Origin of the sequence: Grimontia sp. SpTr1, assembly GCF_947387585.1 — a bacterium.
Classification (GTDB): Bacteria; Pseudomonadota; Gammaproteobacteria; order Enterobacterales; family Vibrionaceae; genus Enterovibrio; species Enterovibrio indicus.
Genome location: NZ_CANDOD010000001.1, coordinates 703,171 through 720,850, shown reverse-complemented (window position 1 = coordinate 720,850; position 17,680 = coordinate 703,171). Strand labels below are relative to the sequence as shown.

Below are 17,680 nucleotides of genomic sequence, written 5' to 3'. Positions count from 1 at the left end.
CGCTCTCGAAATCACGTTGATCCTCGCTAGATACAAGAAAGCGCGAAGGAATAAACCTTAGAGAAAAGGACAGAGGTAAATGGGAAAGCTCACAACGCATGTGCTCGACACGGCCAAAGGTAAGCCGGGGGCGGAGATTGAAGTGTCGTTATTCCGTGTAGACGGAAATACCCTTCAACACGTCATCACCATGACGACCAATCATGACGGGCGAACCAATGAGCCATTGCTGGAAGAGACAGACTTCCAACGAGGAAAATACCAACTGCAGTTCAATACTGCCGAATACTTCAAAAATAGCGGTGTAGCACTCAGCGATATCCCTTTTCTTGACGATGTCGTTATCCGCTTTGGCATTGATGACGAGAATGCGCATTACCACGTCCCTTTACTGGTTTCTCCCTTTAGCTTTTCAACATACAGAGGTAGCTAGCTGATTGGCCTACGTATGTTCATTTGAATAAATAAACAGAATCAATGCGAAAAGGAAAAACTCGCAGTAACTCCTAGAAGGAATATATCAATGGATAAGCAAAGCACTGCTGAACAACCCATAGGAAAGAGTGGCTTTCTCGAACGCTACTTTAAATTGAGCCAACACGGCACATCGGTTAAGAACGAGCTCATCGGTGGGGTCACCACTTTTGCCACTATGGCGTATATCATTTTCGTGAACCCCAATATTATGTCTGCGTCCGGTATGGATCCTGGCGCGCTGTTTGTTGCTACCTGTATTGGTGCCGCAATCGGTACCCTGATGATGGGGCTGTTTGCAAACTGGCCGGTGGGGCTTGCCCCGGGCATGGGCTTGAACGCTTTCTTCGCGTTTACTGTAGTCGGTGAAATGGGATATAGCTGGCAAGTTGCCCTTGGTGCGGTCTTTATTTCCGGGGTCATTTTTGTCGGCTTGAGTGTCTCCCGGGTTCGAGAGTGGATCATCAACAGCATCCCTTCTTCACTGCGCTATGCCATGACAGCGGGCGTGGGTCTATTTCTCGGTATTATCGGCTTAAAAAGCGCTGGGATTGTGGTTGGCAGCCCTGCCACTTTGGTAACGCTTGGCGACTTTACTCAGCCACCTGCCATTCTCGCTGCTGTGTGCTTCTTCATCATTTCTGTATTGGCAGTTAAGCAAGTTTTCGGTGCCGTTCTAATCGGGATTTTCGGTACCACGCTGATCGGTTTAGGTCTCGGCCTTTTCGAATACGGCGGCATCTTTTCAGCGCCACCAAGCATCGCACCCACCTTTATGGCAATGGACATTGCGGGCGCTCTGAATGTCGGCATGATCAGTATCATTCTTGCCTTCCTGTTTGTGAACATGTTCGATACCGCGGGCACACTCATGGGCGTGGCTGAACGTGCCAATCTCATTAACAAAGAAACAGGCAAGATTGATGGCCTGCCAAAAGCGCTGAAAGCGGACAGTATGTCCAGCGTTATTGGTGCATGTTTCGGTTGCCCACCAGTGACCAGTTACGTCGAAAGTGCTTCAGGTGTTTCAGCGGGAGCACGTACCGGACTGTCAGCTATCGTCGTGGGTGTTCTGTTTCTGGCAGCCATTTTCCTCTCACCATTGGCAGGAATGATCCCGGCTTACGCCACTGCAGGTGCACTCATTTATGTCGCTTTTCTCATGATGAGCAGCATCCGTCACGTGAACTGGGATGACTTTACTGACTCTGTGCCAGCCGCTGTCACCGCATTAATGATGCCGCTGACTTTCTCTATTTCAAACGGTATCGCACTTGGGTTTATTACTTACACCGTACTCAAGGCGGGCACAGGAAAGTTCTCGGATATTTCCATCGCCATGTATGTATTGAGCATTCTGTTTGTGTTCAAACTGATCATCCTCGGATAACTAATAAAGGGGCACAAAGAGGCCCCTAATTTTTAATTTTTCGTTTCAAAAGGACCAACGACGTCCCAAGGGGTAATTCGATATTCACCACTAACGCTGCCGCATTAAAAAAGGAACGCAGGCAGCTTAAAGGAAGAAGTTATGAAACTGCTCTATGAATTAAACGATAAACCACCTGCAGGCTCCACAGTCCTGCTAGCCATACAACACATGCTTGCCTCTATCGGCGGTATTATTGCTGTACCACTCATTGTTGGCACTGCCATTGGCCTACCAACCAGTGACGTTGTCACTCTTATTAATGCTGCACTATTCATCTCAGGTGCTTTTACCATAATACAGTGTATTGGCGTGGGCCCTGTAGGCATCAGACTGCCAGTCGTCATGGGTTCCAGCTTTGCATTTCTAGGGATAGCTATCGGCATAGGTAAGGCTGACGGTGTTTCTGGGATTATGGGCGCAGCACTGGTTGGCGCGTGCATGGTGATCGTCTCCGCCTTCTTTATGGAGCAAATCCGTAAACTCTTTCCACCGGTTGTCAGTGGTGTTGTCGTTACGCTGATTGGTTTAACCATACTGCCCGTTGCCATGAACTGGGTGGGTGACGCGCCGGCAGGCAGCGAACATTTTGCAACACTACCCAAGCTTTTCCTTGCTGCCGTTTCTCTTCTAGTTGTTTTGCTCGTTGCGACTTACGCAAAAGGCTCAGTAGCTGCATCAGCGATTGTCATCGGCTTGGCTGGCGGGTACTTGGTGGCACTGAGTATGGGCATGGTGGACATGAAACAAATCGGCGAAGCAAGTTGGTTCGCGACACCTGACCCTCTCAAGTTTGGACTCAGCTTTTCATGGCCAGCCATCGTGAGTATGTGTCTTGCCTATATTGTCGTGATCGCAGAAGCTACAGGCGATTTCCTTGCACTTGCTAGCAATTGTCACCGTACGATTTCAGGTAAAGACCTCAAACGCGGTCTACTGGGCGATGGCATTGGTAGTGCGGTAGGGTCATTATTTGGAGCCATGCCATTAGCTTCATTCAGCCAGAATGTCGGCATCGTTGGTATCACTGGCGTAGCAAGCCGTTACGTGGTGGGCACCGCAGGTGCTCTATTGATCCTTGCTGGACTTTTCCCGAAATTCGGAGCACTAGCGGTGACAGTACCAAAACCAGTGCTTGGTGGCGTCGGTTTCATCATGTTCGGTATGATTGCCTATGCGGGTATCCGTATGTTGGTGAAAGCTGCCGACACACGCCGCAATGCTCTTGTGATTTGTGTCTCCTTGGCAGCAGGGCTTGCTGTCACTATCAAGCCTTCTCTGCTTCAGCATCTGCATCATGATGTCGCTCAGCTTCTTCACTCGGGTATTACCACGGGTACCATCGTGGCTGTTGTTCTGAATCTGGTGCTTCCGAAGTCGAAAGAAGATGTCCATGCTGAAAAGCAGGCTGAAGAGGAGGAAATGAACAGCGATCATTCGATCCCGCTAAGTGAAGACACTGCGGAGCCTGCAATGGCTAGCACTTCTTCTCAGAGTGATGTGTCGACAGATCAACCCTCTAAACCGACGCAATAAGCCCTCCGTGTCAGCCCCGATTTTCTTAGAATCTCGGGGCTATTCTTTTTCCAGCAAAGGATACAAATACATGGCGACTACCTGGATTAAAAATCCTCTCGCGATTTGGACTGGAACGAATGATGACGCAGCCGGCGGCATTGTTGTTCAAGGAAACACCATAGTAGAAGTGGTCGCCAAAGGCGCTGCTCCCACCCAACCTTTCGACCATACTCTAGATGCTTCAGAGCATGTTGTGTTACCCGGCTTGGTTAACGCCCATCACCATTTCTACCAGACGCTCACCCGTGCTTATCCCGATGCTTTGGACAAAGAGCTATTCCATTGGCTTAAGGCGCTATATCCCGTTTGGGCTGGCCTTGATGAAGAAATGATGCAGCTTGGGACAGAGCTCGCTAGCGCTGAACTGCTGCTCTCCGGGTGCACCACAGCTTCCGACCACCATTACTTAATCCCAGTTGGTTTGGAGCACGCCATTGATATTCAGGTAGAGGCCACAAGAAAACTCGGTTTGCGCACTGTGCTTACCCGAGGATCAATGAGCCTTGGTGAAGATCAGGGCGGGTTGCCCCCAAGGCACACCATTCAAACTGAACAAATCATCATTGATGATAGCGTTCGCCTAATCCGCGAATATCATCAACCTGAATTTGGCGGTATGACCCAAATTGCCCTCGCCCCCTGCTCTCCATTTTCTGTCACTACAGAGCTTATGAAAGAAACATCTCACGTCGCTAAACAACATGATGTGATGCTTCATACCCATCTTTGCGAGACCATAGACGAAGAGAACTTCTGTCTAGAGCGTTTCGGTTATCGTCCTGTTGACTATTTGGAAGAGGTGGGCTGGCTGCATGATAGAACCTGGTTGGCACATGGTATACATTTCAACGACGAAGAGATTCGCAGGCTTGGGCAATCAGGCATTGGAATTTGTCACTGCCCAAGTTCTAACATGATGCTCGCGTCGGGTATTTGCCGAAATCTGGAGCTAGAAGAAGCTGGTGCTTCTGTTGGTCTTGGCGTGGATGGCTCCGCATCGAATGATGGTTCCAATCTGGTGAATGAACTACGAATGGCTACCTACATTCAACGCCTGAGGTATGGTTCCGCCAAAGTCAGTCACTTTGATGTCTTCCGCTGGGCGACGCAGGGCTCTGCGAGAAATATCGGTCGAAAAGACATCGGTACGCTGGATAAAGGCATGTTGGCCGATATTGCTATGTTCAAGCTGGATGAAATTCAGTTCTCTGGCAGCCACGATCCTCTGGCTGCGCTAGTACTTTGCGGACACCATCGTGCAGATCGCGTCATGGTTAATGGTGATTGGCGCGTAGTTGATGGCGAATTGGTCGATGTTGATAAGCAAGAGTTGATGGTAAGACACCGTTCAGCAGCAAGAAGGCTGGCGGATAAAGCTCAACAACTAAGGCGCTAAAAAGCGCCTTAGTGTTGCAGTATTAGCCATGTTAATTAGGAGAACGCTTAACCGATTTCTTTCCGCTCAAGCTTTGCGCGTTGATCTCTTTACCGGTGACATAGTTGAACGATGAAACCACCAGCGCGTAAACAACATCGACTTCAGTTTGAGTAGAAGGTGTGTAGATCATGACGAAACCCTCCCAACCCAAACGTTTAGATGACCAAGGATGAAAGGTTGCCCAGTTGTTTTTCACCGCTTCTTTGGCTAACTCTGGTGGCAGTGAGGCATGAAGACTGCCGTCGGGGTGTAAATGCGCGAATTCTCTGCCACCGACAATTGCCTGAGGATTCGCAAGCGGAATACCGTCGCCAACCCAGAAGCCTTCCGCACCAGGAAGAGAAAGCATTGAGCTTTGCAAAGATACATCTGGGATCTTAGCCACCTTACTTCTGAGTTCAGCAATCAGGCTTGCATCTGTTTCTATATTCAACTGCACATGAGGAACGCTCTCCGTCGTATCCGGAATAGCCGTAGTTCTTAGAGGAAGGCTTTCAGGTACACCGGCATTGGCTTTAAAGGCCACCGTAAATATCCATCCACAAAGCCAAAGCATACTTTTCAGTCTATCCATCTTCATATCCCTTTGTTGATCCAACTCAGCCTGTCGCACGCAAACAATGTACATCAGGATGATTGCCAGTATTATCGTGTACAAATGGACTTCATAATTCGCTCAGGAAGAACAATGATTGAATACCTCAAGCATATGGCTATCTTTGTCCGTGTTGTCGACGGTGGATCATTCCGAGCTGCCGCCAAACAGCTAAATCTTGCTCCTTCCCGAGTGAGCCAAACCATTTCAGACCTTGAAGATTAACTAGGGAAGACGCTGCTCTACCGCACTACAAGAAAGCTTTCCCTGACCAATGAGGGGCGCATGTTTTACCCTCGAGTGGTAGAAATGCTCAAGCAGGCAGAATTGGGGTTAAACGAGCTCAATGCTATCTCGGTGGAACCCGTCGGAGAATTGCGGATCTCGCTTCCGGCATTTCTTGCTTCCTCTGACGTATCCACTGCGCTAGCTGCGTTTACGCGCTTATACCCTCGCGTTTCCCTGTCAATTTCTTACACAGACATGCCCGTCAGCCTGATTGACGATGGGTATGATTTGAACGTACGGATTGGTTGGCTAGACGACAGTTCCATGCTTTCGAGAAAGCTCGGTGAATATCAGCGCGTTTTGGTCGCTGGCGCCGAATATGCCGCTTCTCAACCACCACCGCAGCATCCAGACGATCTTGTTGATCTTGAGTGGTTAAGCTTCAAACATCGTAAGGACAAAATGGAGTTCATGTCTGGCGATGACAAAGTGCTCGTCGTTTTTAACAACTTTCAATTGCAAGTCGACACCATTGAAGCGCTTTGTCATCTCGCTCATCAAAATGCCGGGATCGCGATTTTACCGCAACATATCGCCGAGCCAGGGCTAAAATCTGGCGCGCTGGTGCAGCTTCTTCCGGATTGGTCTCTGCGTAAGCTTGGGCGATACGCGGTTTGGCCGGATAAAGCACGAAGAGAGAATCTGACGCTCTTGTTGGCTCGGTTTTTGGCAGACCAGCTCGCGGAATGAGCACATAAACAAACGCCCCTATTCTATTAGGGGCGTTTGACTTAATAGCGCTATTTGCAGTGGAAGTTTAACGCGCCAATTTACCTAAAGCTTCAGCCACCATATCTACATTGCCAATACCACCGGATGGCAGATAGCCGCTACCGGAGAATCCTGTAAAGGCTGATGGTGCCTCACCAATCAAAGAACTCATGGTCGTCCCGGGTTTTGCTGCTACGTATACGTTAGGGCCAGCAGTTTCAGTGAACGTCTGATCCGTCACCAAATTGCTGAGTGCTGAAACACGTTTTTTGCGGTCAACACTCCACCAGTTCGCCACAAAATTTGCCCCGCCAGGGTGACATTCCGCGGTTGCTTCTACCACTTCACCGAAGATGCTAAATGAATAGTCATGACTGCCCGGCACACTCACACTGAGTTGTGCAACATCACAGGTGCCCGGAGTGGTATCAACCTGCGCGTTAATCATGTGCTCATTAAACATCGCGGTTTCCATCCCCATTCTTTTCATCGCACCATAGTAAGCAGGAGAAGAGGTTTGGTAGCTCAATGCATATATATTGAAATCTGCACCGTTCGAACCGTCGTTATTGAACGTCGTCGCTGGTAGATTGGAAGTATTGATTGGTGTGCCCACATGAGCAAAAGCGACATTCTCATCAGTGAAAACTTCACCCTTGGCATCTGTCACTTGGATGACTTCGCACTGCAAAGAACGAATAATCAGCATGCCGAGGTTGTCTGAACCTTCGAACACAAACCCCATATCTGAAAGGCTGTTTACTGTAATGCCTGACGGAACCAGCGAAGTCAGCGCATCCTTCTGAACAGCTATACCTCCCGCAATTTCCCGGCAGTTCGAGAAATCCACATCAGAGTTGCTGAAGCGCTTACCTTGATAAGACTGTTTGTGAGATTTCACAGTGTCAGCGCCTTTTGGGCTTCCTTCTTTCGCCATCACCGCTGGAGCAAGTGCCATTGAAGTAACAAGCGCTGTTGCTAAGGTGACTTTATTGATTGTCATGCGAACTCCTTATCCATAGTCGTACTGTTTGTTGTACAGAAACCAATCTACAGCACCGTGATTAGCAACATAATCCGGTATTAAATGAACTAATAGTTCTGGGAATAAGCACTAATCCATATCGGTATATTCGGCTACGCCACCGTCTTAGGCTATGTGTTTTCGCAAACAAAAAACCCGCATTGGGCTGCGGGTTTTATCGAAGTTAATAGGAGAGTTAACTTGCTAGACTGGAGAAACAGCGCCCTCAAATTGACGCAATATTTCATCTAATTCTGCGGTAAGGCTTGTATGTCTTATGGCTTTGTTTTCCTGGTCAAAGTTGTCATAGAAACTCGGTAAACTAAATGTTCCGACGACATTACCACCAAAATGCGGAGCCCCCTCTTTAGCCAGCTTCAGTACTGTTTTTGCGCCACCTGGGCCTGGGGATGTCGCGAGCAAGATAATCGACTTTCCTTGATAGACGTTTCGATCGATACGACTTAGCCAATCAAACAGGTTCTTAAATGCCACCGTAAAATTGCCATTGTGCTCAGCAAATGACACTAAAATTGCGTCGGCATTTTCTATCCGCTTCTGAAAAGCGTAGGCACATCTCGGAATGCCATAATCCTCTTCCAAATCGCTATTGTAGATAGGTAAATCAAAGTCATTGATTTCTACATAGTCGACATCAGCATTCTTTATCTTTCCCGCCGCATATTGGACGAGTTGCTTGTTAATTGATTTACGGCTGTTAGTTGCAGCAAAAGCGAGTATTTTCATCGTTTAATCTCGTTCAATAATGATACTTGGGATAATCAATATCAGTCTGGTCTTAAAGCTGGCCCAACTCTCCGGCTTGATAGCGGGCAACAACCTCATTGATTTCTTGTTGTGAGCTCATTGCAAACGGTCCTTGCTGGACAAAGCTCTCATTAATGGTTTCCCCCGACAGCAGCGCAAAATGGCTCTGCTTCTTGTTATCACCACGGACTTTCAATACGGAAACGCCTTTAGGGACGATTGAGACAGACTCGCCTTGATCTAGAACATGCCATTCATCGTCTAATTGATACTCGATTTTTCCTTCCACGGCATAGAGCCAAGCATTGAAGTCATCTGGAATTTGGTGTTCAAAACCCGAACGCTCATCAGCAAAACCATCAAGAATGGTAAACGGCCATACCGAAGAGGCTTGTGTTTTTGCACGGTTACTTTGTCCAAGTACTAGTCTCACTCGATACCCTTATCCCACCAGCGTAGGCATGTCCTCTCGCTTCACATGAAGAGAGCTAGGCGACTCATGTTTCAACCTTGCCGGGAGATTCACGAAGATCTGCAAACCATGAATTTTCGCACCAAGTCTTGGTGCTTCGTCATGAACCGCGCCACGACCAGCGTTCAGCCAATAGAGATCGCCCGCATGAATATCAAAGTCGTTGCCTAGCGAATCACGGTTGTTAAATTTGCCTTCTGTATCCTCAAACAGAACGGAAACCGCTGAGATACCAGCGTGTGGATGCGCGCCGAATGTCGGTACTGTCATGGTGTAATGATCAACCATGATGATTGGGTCCATCGCCCCTTCAAATTGCGTATGGCGAAAACCAATACCCGTGAATCCTTCTCCAATATTCAATGGGCTGCCAGTAACATGCTTATCCAAGACAGTACTATGGTTTAATTGGGCTGCTGAATTCGTCATTGCTCTACTCCGTTCTATTTGTTGGCTTAAAAACAATGTAACGAGTTGGATTCCGGATAAAAACCGTTAGAATTCGAACTCTACGTTCCATAAATAGGACAATAAAATGAAATTCGACTTGAATGACTACTTTTACTTTGTGCATGTCGTTGAGAAAAAGGGATACACAGCCGCCGCTAAAGCGTTGAATATGCCAAAGTCACGGTTGAGCCGACACGTTGTACAGCTGGAGGAGCGCTTAGGTGTCAGGTTATTGCAGCGAACGTCCCGTAATGTTGCGGTGACAGAAGAGGGAAAGAGCTTCTACCATCATGCCCGAAAGTTGGTAGATACCTTAGAACTTGCAGAAGCTGCCATGGATAACCGCAGTGGGAAACTCACAGGGAAAGTGGTCATTAGTTGCTCAACAGGTGTCGCTCAATTCGCCTTACCAAGCATTGTGACCGAGTTTGCCAAGCTACATCCTAAAGTGCATATCGAGCAACGTGTTACCAACGCAATGGAAGATCTTGTCGCCGAAGGGATTGATATAGCTATCCGCGGACATAGCGCAGAGCTGCCTGACTCCAGTCTCATCCAGCGATTTATTACTACTGTGGAATGGCAGTTCTACTGCTCGCACCGTTACCTCGAAACGCTTCAACAGTTAAACACGCCCTACGATCTTGCTGATTGTCAGTTTCTGAAAGTTGGCAGAAGCGGTTCCAAAGACGCTATTCCACTCATGAACCGAGACGGGCTACGTACTCACCAAACATCCAATATCGCTTTGTGCTCAGAAGATATGTCGACCATACAACAAGCCGCAATTGAAGGGTTAGGTGTGACTGCACTGCCTGATTACGTATGCCGCACTGCATTACAAACGGGAGAGCTAGTGCGTGTTTTGCCTGATTGGCTTTCACGGTCGGCAAGTTTAAGTCTGTTGATGCCTTCAAGGCTGGGCGTACCGCCACATACCAAAGCGTTGGCAGAATTTATTCGAGAGAAACTTCCCTTGGTGGTTAGGGGCTGTTGACCTTAGAGCAGCCATTTATACTTAACAACCCTGTCTACATAACCAATATTTCTATATCTAAAAGCATTGGAATTCGTGTTGGTGAAATCTGAACCACGTCCTACTGGATGGGTTCACCATTGATTGTTCCTGAGATTAGCTCGTCAACCGTCGTCAAAGTCGTGCCATTGCTACTTGCTGTAAGCTCGTCTCTGATGGCTATGCCATTTCCGATACCAAAGTTTGTTTTGTAGAGAGCGTTGGACTCTTGTCCGTCGTCAACTAGCATGATTTCGAGAGTGACCAAGCACGTTTCAAATGTGCCGGCTGGTACAGTCACGGTTTCTCTTTTCTCATACTTCATTTTCACATCCATTGTGCCGGTCTCAACACCATCTGTATAAACCGTAATAGTAGGTTGTGTGCGTGATTCACCAGAAGCAAGGTCATAGAAATATGCCAACCCACTTGGTTTGTAAGTTATCATTTCCCCCTCAAAAAATTGACCTAACGTTGTTACTGCCTGACTCGATTCATCCACAACAACATATGTTCTGTTGTCGGGCGTATCATCATAGAGTCTGACTTCCAACACTCCGCTTTGGCCTTCATAATCCACAACAGCCTGAACAACCTCTCTCTCTTGAACGTTGACGGGTTGAGCCAATCCGGCTTTCTTTGAAATGTTGGTGATAGTTTCTGTACCCAGTTCGTTTAATGTTGGGTTGTAGCACGAGCTAAGCGAAGTCCCATCACCATCAGGAAATACAATCCCATCTTGCGGATCATCACTACCTCCACAGCCAAACAAGAGAAGCGGTAACACGCCTAATCCTACTTTTTTCATGACAGTTCCTGCCTAAAAATACTGCGATATAGTCCTTTATCGCAGTATGCTCGCGGAGCGCTGTCTGATCTGGCGAGACAATGAGACTAAGATTTACATTAGCCCTTGCTAATTTTTATGAGTTGGTGAGTCTTAAACTCGAATGGTTCTTTATGAGCCGTCAATCTTCTCATTAACTGAGAAGGCCCAATACAGTCTCCAGTGAAGAGTAATCTGAAATACGTTGATGGTGCTGGACTCTTTCTCCAACGATAACCAAGTTAACGCCTAGCGTTTTACAAGCATTTACATCCCACATCGCATCGCCAAAATAGGTGATTGGCAAACCTTTAGAAGGATCAGCTTTCGCTTGTGCAATTGCCATAATTTCAATACGTGCATGATGATCATTTGAAGATGCAATGATGAGGTTGTCAGTATCGAACCCAGCAGATTGAAGCTTTAATCTCGCTGTCTCTCCCCAGCCACCAGTCGCAACCGAAACGATATAGTCGTTATTGTTCAATATGTTCAGAAGGAAACGCTTTGCACCTTTAACTTCAATCGCTGGGCTTTCTTTGATGGTTTGCTCGATATTTTGAACAAAAACGGGCTTTACTCTGTTTTCCAATTCTTCAAGTGAGTATTGAGGTGCTTGTCTTTCAATAAAGGTTTGAAGAATACCTCTGTCGGTCACATGCGGGTAGGTTGCCCAATTATTCTTTATGGCAATTCCTGTGACTTCATGAACGGCATCCATAAAGCATTTTTCGTCGAACTCGTAGGATTGAATCAGTGTCCCATCGATATCGAGCATAATGTGTTGCATGAGCTTCCTTGTATTTATCGCTTTGAAACTAACTCAATCCGCATGCTTTACGCCGCACCCTCTCAACACCAACTTCACCAGAAATTCTGCCGCATCTTCGAAGTCTTGATCTTCTAATTCAAACTGACCGCTGACCTGACATATCTGCCAGTTAAAGTCAGCGTAGGTTTGGGTTGATGACCAAAGCATAAACATCAGATGCTTGGGAGGCACTGGCTCCATCCAACCTCGATCAATCCAATATTCGAACTTGTTCAGAATCATTCGAGATTGATCCATCAAGGACTCTGCAATGTCACTTGGGAGGTGCGGTGCGCCAGCCATCACTTCAGCAGCAAAAGTCTTCGAAGCGGCGGCGTATTCTTTAGATATGCGCAGTTTGGTACGGATATATTGGGTAAGCGCTTCTCGCGGATCGTTGAGCTGCTCGATAGGGTAAGACGCTTCGAGCAATGGCTGAGTGACACTTTCCAGCACTGCACGATAAAGATTGTCTTTGGTATTGAAATAGTAATAGAGGTTGGGCTTGGGAATTTCGGCGCGTTGGGCAATTTCGGCGGTCGTCGTTGCAGCATAGCCTTTTTCTGCGAACAGTTGGCTGGCGACTTCGATGATCTTTTCCTGATTTTTCGTCCTGATGCGTGACATTACCCGTCCGTGGATTCATTAAAGCGTGTAATCACAACTTTAATGAATCCTAGACAATTCATCCAGTCAATCACTCTGGTAATATCAATATTGCTCTGAAGTCATTCACATTGGTGCGGGTTGGCCCGGTAAAAATCAAGCCGCTAAGCGCTTCAAAAAAACCATAACTGTCGTTGTTAGCCAGGTAAGGTTCGGGTGACAGTTTCTTCTCTGCAGCGGCGACATAAAAATCCGGTTTCAACTCTGCTCCGGCATTGTCTTCCACACCATCAATGCCATCTGTATCACAGGCCAACGCATAAATTCTGCCCCGAATCGCGGGCTCTTTCTCAAGCGCTTGATAGAGTGATAACAGAAACTCACAATTGCGCCCTCCACGACCATTACCTTTGACTGTTACAGTGGTTTCACCGCCAGAGAGGATGACGCAAGGCGCAGGGAAAGGCTGATCATATTTAGCTGCACTGCTTGCCATGGCTGCATGCACCAGTGCGACATCCCTTGATTCTCCCTCCAGAGTATCTCCCAGAATGTAAGCGGGTATCCCTAGCGATTCCGATAAAACCTGCGCAGCAACCAGAGATTCGAAAGGCGTTGAAATAATCTCAAAACGGCTTTTTGACAGTCTCTCGTCACCGGCTTTTGGGGTTTCAGATGCTTCGCTTTCCAGCCATGAAGTGACATTGTCACTTACTGGGATGTCATATTTATTCAATACGTTAATAGCATCAAAACGTGTCGTCGGGTCTGCGACTGTCGGACCTGATGCGATAACATCTGCGGCATCTCCCGGCACATCAGATATCGCAAGCGTAAGCACACTTGCAGGGTAAGCCGCTTGTGCCAGCTTCCCTCCTTTTACAGCGGAAAGATGCTTTCTTACACAGTTCATTTCATTGATGGCAGCTCCCGATTTCAACAGGGCTTTGTTGATGTCCTGCTTCTCGGAAAAGTCGATGCCAGGTGCAGGTAAGCTTAATAAGGCTGAGCCTCCGCCGGATAGCAAACATATCACCGTGTCATTTTCATCAAGGTTCGTGACCAAATTTAGGATGAGCTTAGCGACTTTCTCTCCTTCACCATCAGGAACCGGGTGCGACGCTTCCAATACTTCGATGTGCTCACAAGGTGCACCATGCAAATAACGTGTGACGACAACGCCACTTATCGGCCCTTCCCATTCATCTTCCAACGCTTGAGCCATTGAAGCAGCCGCTTTACCTGCACCGATCACAACTAAATTTCCCGAGCGGTCTTCAGGCAGATACTTTTTAATATTTCCATAAGGAAGGGCTGAATCGACCGCAGCATCGAACAATTTCCGGAGAAATATCGAGGGCGATAAAGCTCCAACAGATGACTTTTCTGATTCAGAATTTTTTCTTAGGGTTTCTTCGCCTTCCTTGAACACTTCCTGCTGATCCATTGCTTATCTCCATAGAAAAAAAAGCCCGTCGTGAAAGAAGCGGGCAAAATACTAAGGACCTGTAAAACGTAAACTCAAGTTGGAGGTACTCCAAGCAGCGAAAAGCTGGACACTTCAAACTGCTTGGTATGGTTCACGGCGTTATTCGCCGCGGATGTTGTGGTTAGAAAGCGATTCAATGGCTTTAATAAGCGCAGAGTGATCCCAATCTTCCCCACCTTGCTCAGCACATAAGCTAAATAGCTCTTGTGCGGATTTTGTATTCGGCAGTGAAACGCCAAGCGTTTCAGCCCCTGTTAATGCTAAGTTCAAATCTTTCTGATGCAGGCGGATTCTAAAACCAGGGTCAAAGGTTCCTTTCACCATGCGCTCACCATGAACTTCCAGCACTTTTGAATTAGCAAAGCCACCCAGCAGCGCGTTGCGGATCCTTGCTGGATCTGCGCCTGCTTTTGAAGCAAACACCAGCGCTTCAGACACAGCTTCAATATTGAGTGCCACAATGATTTGATTAGCGACCTTGCACACCTGCCCAGCACCATTATCACCGACCAGATTGATGTTTTGCCCCATAGCACCAAACAGCGGCAATGCTTTTTCGAACGTGCCTTCTTCGCCACCCACCATGATGGTCAAGGTGGCATTGATGGCGCCGACTTCACCACCAGAAACAGGCGCATCAAGGTAAGCAGCGCCACTTTCGTTGACCCGCGCAGCAAAGCTTTGGGTATCAATGGGAGAAATAGAACTCATGTCGATGACTGTCTTTGTGGCATCCAGCACTGGATCAATACCGTCTTCACCAAACAGAACATCTTCAACATCTGGTGTGTTTGGCACCATCACGATAATGAAATCCGCGTCATTAACCGCTTCACGATTCGAAGGATAGGTTTTTGCACCACCTTCGACTAATGAAGCAGGTGCCCTTGTACGGCTTTCTGACAAATTGAGTTGATACCCGGCTTTTTGTAGGTTTTCAGCCATTGGCTTACCCATGATGCCGGTGCCGATAAATGCGATAGTTGTCATTCCATTACTCCTCATTTTGTCCGTATGTCTGAAGCCATTTCATGCCTTCTTCGGTGGTGGTAGCTGGCTTATATTCGCACCCAACCCAACCCTCATAGCCAATAGAATCTAAGTGGCTGAACAGGAAGTGGTAGTTCAACTCCCCGGTTCCAGGCTCATGACGACCAGGATTATCTGCAAGCTGAACATGCCCAATACGGTCTAACGTCGAGCTTAAGGTTTGGGCAATATCCCCTTCCATAATTTGCATGTGGTAGATGTCGTACTGCAGTGAAAGGTTGTCACTCCCGACAGCATCGCAAATCCGAACTGCCTGTTTGGTATTGGTTAGCGCAAAGCCCGGGATATCCCTTGTATTGATTGCTTCCACAACCAACCGGATACCTGCCTTTTCCAACTGGGCATTCGCAAATTTCAGGTTTTCAATCAGAGTCTCTTCAGCTTGGTCCTGACTCACACCCGAAGGAACAATCCCAGCGAGACAGTTCACTTGCTCACAGTTCAATACATTGGCGTATTCAATCGCGAGTGCAACGCCTGCCCGGAACTCATCAACACGTGCTGGGTCCGCTGCAATCCCGCGATCTCCCGCGTCCCAATCCCCTGCTGGTAGGTTAAACAACACTTGCTTCAGATGGTTGCGGTCCAGTTCTGCCTTCAGCTCATAGGCATCAAATGCGTACGGAAACAGGTACTCCACTCCCTTAAAACCGAAGTTTGCCGCGGCATTAAAGCGCTCGATGAAAGGCAGTTCAGTAAATAACATTGATAAATTGGCAGCTAACTTTGGCATTTCAATTTCCTTATTCCATAAGAACCAAACAGTTATTGGCGATTGGCTGCCAATGCAGTAGGCGCATCAGCAATAGAGTCAGCCAGAGATTCAAATTCATTCACAGAGTCAATCTCTACACCCATGGAGATATTGGTGACTTTTTCCAGAATGATTTCTACAACAACCGGTACACGATGCTTAGCCATCAAGGTCTTTGCCTCTTCAAACGCCGACGCAATTTGCTCTGGGTCAGTGACACGCAATGCCTTACAACCTAACCCTTCCACCACAGTCACATGATCGACACCATAATCGGCAAGTTCAGGTGCATTCTGGTTTTCAAAGGCCAACTGTACGCAGTAGTCGATATCGAATTGACGCTGCGCCTGGCGGATAAGTCCCAGATAAGAGTTGTTCACCAACACATGGATGTAAGGGAGGTTGAATTGGGCACCAACAGCGAGTTCTTCAATCATGAACTGGAAGTCGTAGTCACCTGAAATAGCCACAATTTGGCGCTCAGGATCCGCAGCACGAACACCTAGTGCGGCAGGCACCGTCCATCCTAAAGGCCCGGCCTGACCACAGTTGATCCAATGACGAGGTTTATAAACATGTAGAAATTGAGCAGCAGCTATTTGAGACAAACCTATGGTGCTGACATAACAGGTTTCACGATCAAACGCGCGGTTCATCTCTTCATAAACACGCATTGGTTTAACTGGCTGTTCGGTATAGTGGGTTTTTCGCAGCATGGTAGCTTTGCGCTGCTGACAATCTCCAACCCATGAAGAGTGATCGTTCAGTTTCCCTTGCGCTTTCCATTCTTTTGCTACTTCGATCAACACAGTAAGCGCTTGGTATGCATCAGACACGATGCCCAGATCCGGACAGAACACGCGCCCGATTTGGGTTGGCTCAATGTCGATGTGAACGAACTTACGACCTTCGGTGTAAACGTCTACTGAACCTGTGTGACGGTTTGCCCAACGGTTACCGATACCAAACACCACGTCAGACGCCAGCAATGACGCATTACCATAGCGGTGGGATGTCTGAAGCCCAACCATACCTGCCATCAACTCGTGGTCATCAGCAATCGTTCCCCATCCCATTAGGGTTGGGATCACTGGCACACCAACAATCTCAGCAAACTCCTGTAAGAGTTCTGAAGCATTTGCATTGATCACGCCTCCACCAGACACAATCAGTGGACGCTCAGCTGCATTTAGCATCTCCAAAGCTTTTTCTGCTTGATGGCGCGAAATCGAAGGTTTGTATGGCTCAAGAGGCTCATAACTGTCGATATCAAATTCAATTTCAGTCAGTTGGACATCTAACGGTAAGTCAATCAGTACAGGGCCAGGGCGACCCGATCGCATCACCTGAAAAGCGTGTTGAATTGCGCGTGGCACCTGTGCGGGTTCTAAAACCGTTGAACACCACTTAGTCACTGGACGTGCTATGGATTCGATATCGACGGCCTGGAAGTCTTCTTTGTGCAATCTCGCGCGCGGAGCCTGCCCGGTAATGCAAAGAATAGGGATGGAATCTGCCTGTGCAGAATAAAGACCGGTAATCATATCGGTACCTGCGGGGCCTGACGTTCCTATACAAACACCGATGTTCCCAGGGTTTGCTCGGGTGTAACCCTCGGCCATATGAGATGCACCTTCAACATGACGTGCAAGTATATGGTCAATACCCCCCGCTTTCTTCAACGCTGAGTAAAAGGGATTGATTGCTGCGCCCGGCACACCAAACGCTTTCACCACACCTTCTTTCTTCAGCACTTCAACCGCTGCATCAATCGCTCTCATCTTTCCCATACAAAACTCCATTTGTATACAATTTGAGTGTATATTGTATTCTTAGATCGATTATATTTTAATCGCAAGGAATTTTTTACAGTTCGAAAACAATTGAACGAAGCACAAAGGC

General features: G+C 47.7%; 19 protein-coding genes. 7 read left to right on the top strand and 12 right to left on the bottom strand.

What is annotated here, in order from left to right; genetic code table 11:
* Positions 1-79: 79 nt before the first annotated feature.
* From uraH to QL223_RS03385, 4 genes are all read left to right on the top strand, one after another.
* Complete coding sequence (uraH, locus tag QL223_RS03400) at positions 80-433, top strand: hydroxyisourate hydrolase (RefSeq protein WP_281543911.1); 354 nt, start codon at positions 80-82, stop codon at positions 431-433.
* 90 nt (positions 434-523) lie between these two features.
* On the top strand, positions 524-1,864 hold the full coding sequence (locus QL223_RS03395) for an NCS2 family permease (RefSeq protein WP_046306369.1): 1,341 nt from the start codon (positions 524-526) through the stop codon (positions 1,862-1,864).
* Between the two features lie 141 nt (positions 1,865-2,005).
* Positions 2,006-3,439: a nucleobase:cation symporter-2 family protein gene (locus tag QL223_RS03390; protein ID WP_002535938.1), complete on the top strand. Its 1,434-nt coding sequence runs from the start codon at positions 2,006-2,008 to the stop codon at positions 3,437-3,439.
* 70 nt (positions 3,440-3,509) lie between these two features.
* Positions 3,510-4,877: an 8-oxoguanine deaminase gene (locus tag QL223_RS03385; RefSeq protein ID WP_281543910.1), complete on the top strand. Its 1,368-nt coding sequence runs from the start codon at positions 3,510-3,512 to the stop codon at positions 4,875-4,877.
* Between the two features lie 31 nt (positions 4,878-4,908).
* On the opposite strand, the gene QL223_RS03380 is transcribed toward QL223_RS03385, so the two are convergent.
* Positions 4,909-5,493 carry a luciferase family protein gene (locus tag QL223_RS03380; RefSeq protein WP_281543909.1) on the bottom strand — a complete coding sequence of 195 codons (585 nt, stop codon included), beginning with the start codon at positions 5,491-5,493 and terminating at the stop codon, positions 4,909-4,911.
* A gap of 114 nt (positions 5,494-5,607) precedes the next feature.
* Here QL223_RS03380 and QL223_RS03375 point away from each other — a divergent pair, with 114 nt between their 5' ends.
* Together QL223_RS03375 and QL223_RS03370 are read left to right on the top strand one after the other, a co-directional pair.
* Positions 5,608-5,739 (top strand): LysR family transcriptional regulator, encoded by a 132-nt coding sequence (locus QL223_RS03375; RefSeq protein WP_281543908.1) that lies wholly within the window; start codon positions 5,608-5,610, stop codon positions 5,737-5,739.
* Positions 5,740-5,799: 60 nt separating this feature from the next.
* Positions 5,800-6,492: a substrate binding domain-containing protein gene (locus tag QL223_RS03370; RefSeq protein ID WP_281543907.1), complete on the top strand. Its 693-nt coding sequence runs from the start codon at positions 5,800-5,802 to the stop codon at positions 6,490-6,492.
* Positions 6,493-6,559: 67 nt separating this feature from the next.
* Here the strand turns inward: QL223_RS03370 and QL223_RS03365 are convergent, their stop codons facing one another.
* The 4 genes from QL223_RS03365 to QL223_RS03350 all read right to left on the bottom strand — a co-directional run bounded on the left by QL223_RS03365 (position 6,560) and on the right by QL223_RS03350 (position 9,206).
* Positions 6,560-7,516, bottom strand: a complete 957-nt coding sequence (locus QL223_RS03365) for a hypothetical protein (RefSeq protein WP_281543906.1) — start codon at positions 7,514-7,516, stop codon at positions 6,560-6,562.
* A 225-nt stretch (positions 7,517-7,741) separates the two neighbouring features.
* Positions 7,742-8,284 carry an NAD(P)H-dependent oxidoreductase gene (locus QL223_RS03360; RefSeq protein WP_281543905.1) on the bottom strand — a complete coding sequence of 181 codons (543 nt, stop codon included), beginning with the start codon at positions 8,282-8,284 and terminating at the stop codon, positions 7,742-7,744.
* 52 nt (positions 8,285-8,336) lie between these two features.
* The gene (locus QL223_RS03355) at positions 8,337-8,738 is read right to left on the bottom strand and encodes a pirin-like C-terminal cupin domain-containing protein (protein ID WP_281543904.1); all 402 of its coding nucleotides are present in this window, start codon (positions 8,736-8,738) and stop codon (positions 8,337-8,339) included.
* A gap of 9 nt (positions 8,739-8,747) precedes the next feature.
* A complete protein-coding gene (locus tag QL223_RS03350) occupies positions 8,748-9,206 on the bottom strand; it encodes a pirin family protein (RefSeq protein WP_281543903.1) in 459 nt (152 codons plus the stop codon).
* A 106-nt stretch (positions 9,207-9,312) separates the two neighbouring features.
* Here QL223_RS03350 and QL223_RS03345 point away from each other — a divergent pair, with 106 nt between their 5' ends.
* Entirely contained in the window at positions 9,313-10,224 is a 912-nt protein-coding gene (locus QL223_RS03345) for a LysR substrate-binding domain-containing protein (protein ID WP_281543902.1), read from the top strand.
* Positions 10,225-10,324: 100 nt separating this feature from the next.
* On the opposite strand, the gene QL223_RS03340 is transcribed toward QL223_RS03345, so the two are convergent.
* From QL223_RS03340 to gcl, 7 genes are all read right to left on the bottom strand, one after another.
* Positions 10,325-11,050 (bottom strand): hypothetical protein, encoded by a 726-nt coding sequence (locus QL223_RS03340; RefSeq protein WP_002535949.1) that lies wholly within the window; start codon positions 11,048-11,050, stop codon positions 10,325-10,327.
* A 172-nt stretch (positions 11,051-11,222) separates the two neighbouring features.
* Positions 11,223-11,858, bottom strand: a complete 636-nt coding sequence (locus QL223_RS03335; protein ID WP_281543901.1) for an HAD family hydrolase — start codon at positions 11,856-11,858, stop codon at positions 11,223-11,225.
* A 33-nt stretch (positions 11,859-11,891) separates the two neighbouring features.
* Positions 11,892-12,506: a TetR/AcrR family transcriptional regulator gene (locus QL223_RS03330; protein ID WP_281543900.1), complete on the bottom strand. Its 615-nt coding sequence runs from the start codon at positions 12,504-12,506 to the stop codon at positions 11,892-11,894.
* 70 nt (positions 12,507-12,576) lie between these two features.
* Positions 12,577-13,932: a glycerate kinase gene (locus tag QL223_RS03325; RefSeq protein WP_281543899.1), complete on the bottom strand. Its 1,356-nt coding sequence runs from the start codon at positions 13,930-13,932 to the stop codon at positions 12,577-12,579.
* A 141-nt stretch (positions 13,933-14,073) separates the two neighbouring features.
* Positions 14,074-14,964: a 2-hydroxy-3-oxopropionate reductase gene (locus QL223_RS03320; RefSeq protein ID WP_281543898.1), complete on the bottom strand. Its 891-nt coding sequence runs from the start codon at positions 14,962-14,964 to the stop codon at positions 14,074-14,076.
* Between the two features lie 4 nt (positions 14,965-14,968).
* On the bottom strand, positions 14,969-15,757 hold the full coding sequence (hyi, locus tag QL223_RS03315) for a hydroxypyruvate isomerase (protein ID WP_046306343.1): 789 nt from the start codon (positions 15,755-15,757) through the stop codon (positions 14,969-14,971).
* A 32-nt stretch (positions 15,758-15,789) separates the two neighbouring features.
* Positions 15,790-17,568 carry a glyoxylate carboligase gene (gene gcl, locus QL223_RS03310; protein ID WP_281543897.1) on the bottom strand — a complete coding sequence of 593 codons (1,779 nt, stop codon included), beginning with the start codon at positions 17,566-17,568 and terminating at the stop codon, positions 15,790-15,792.
* Positions 17,569-17,680: the final 112 nt, after the last annotated feature.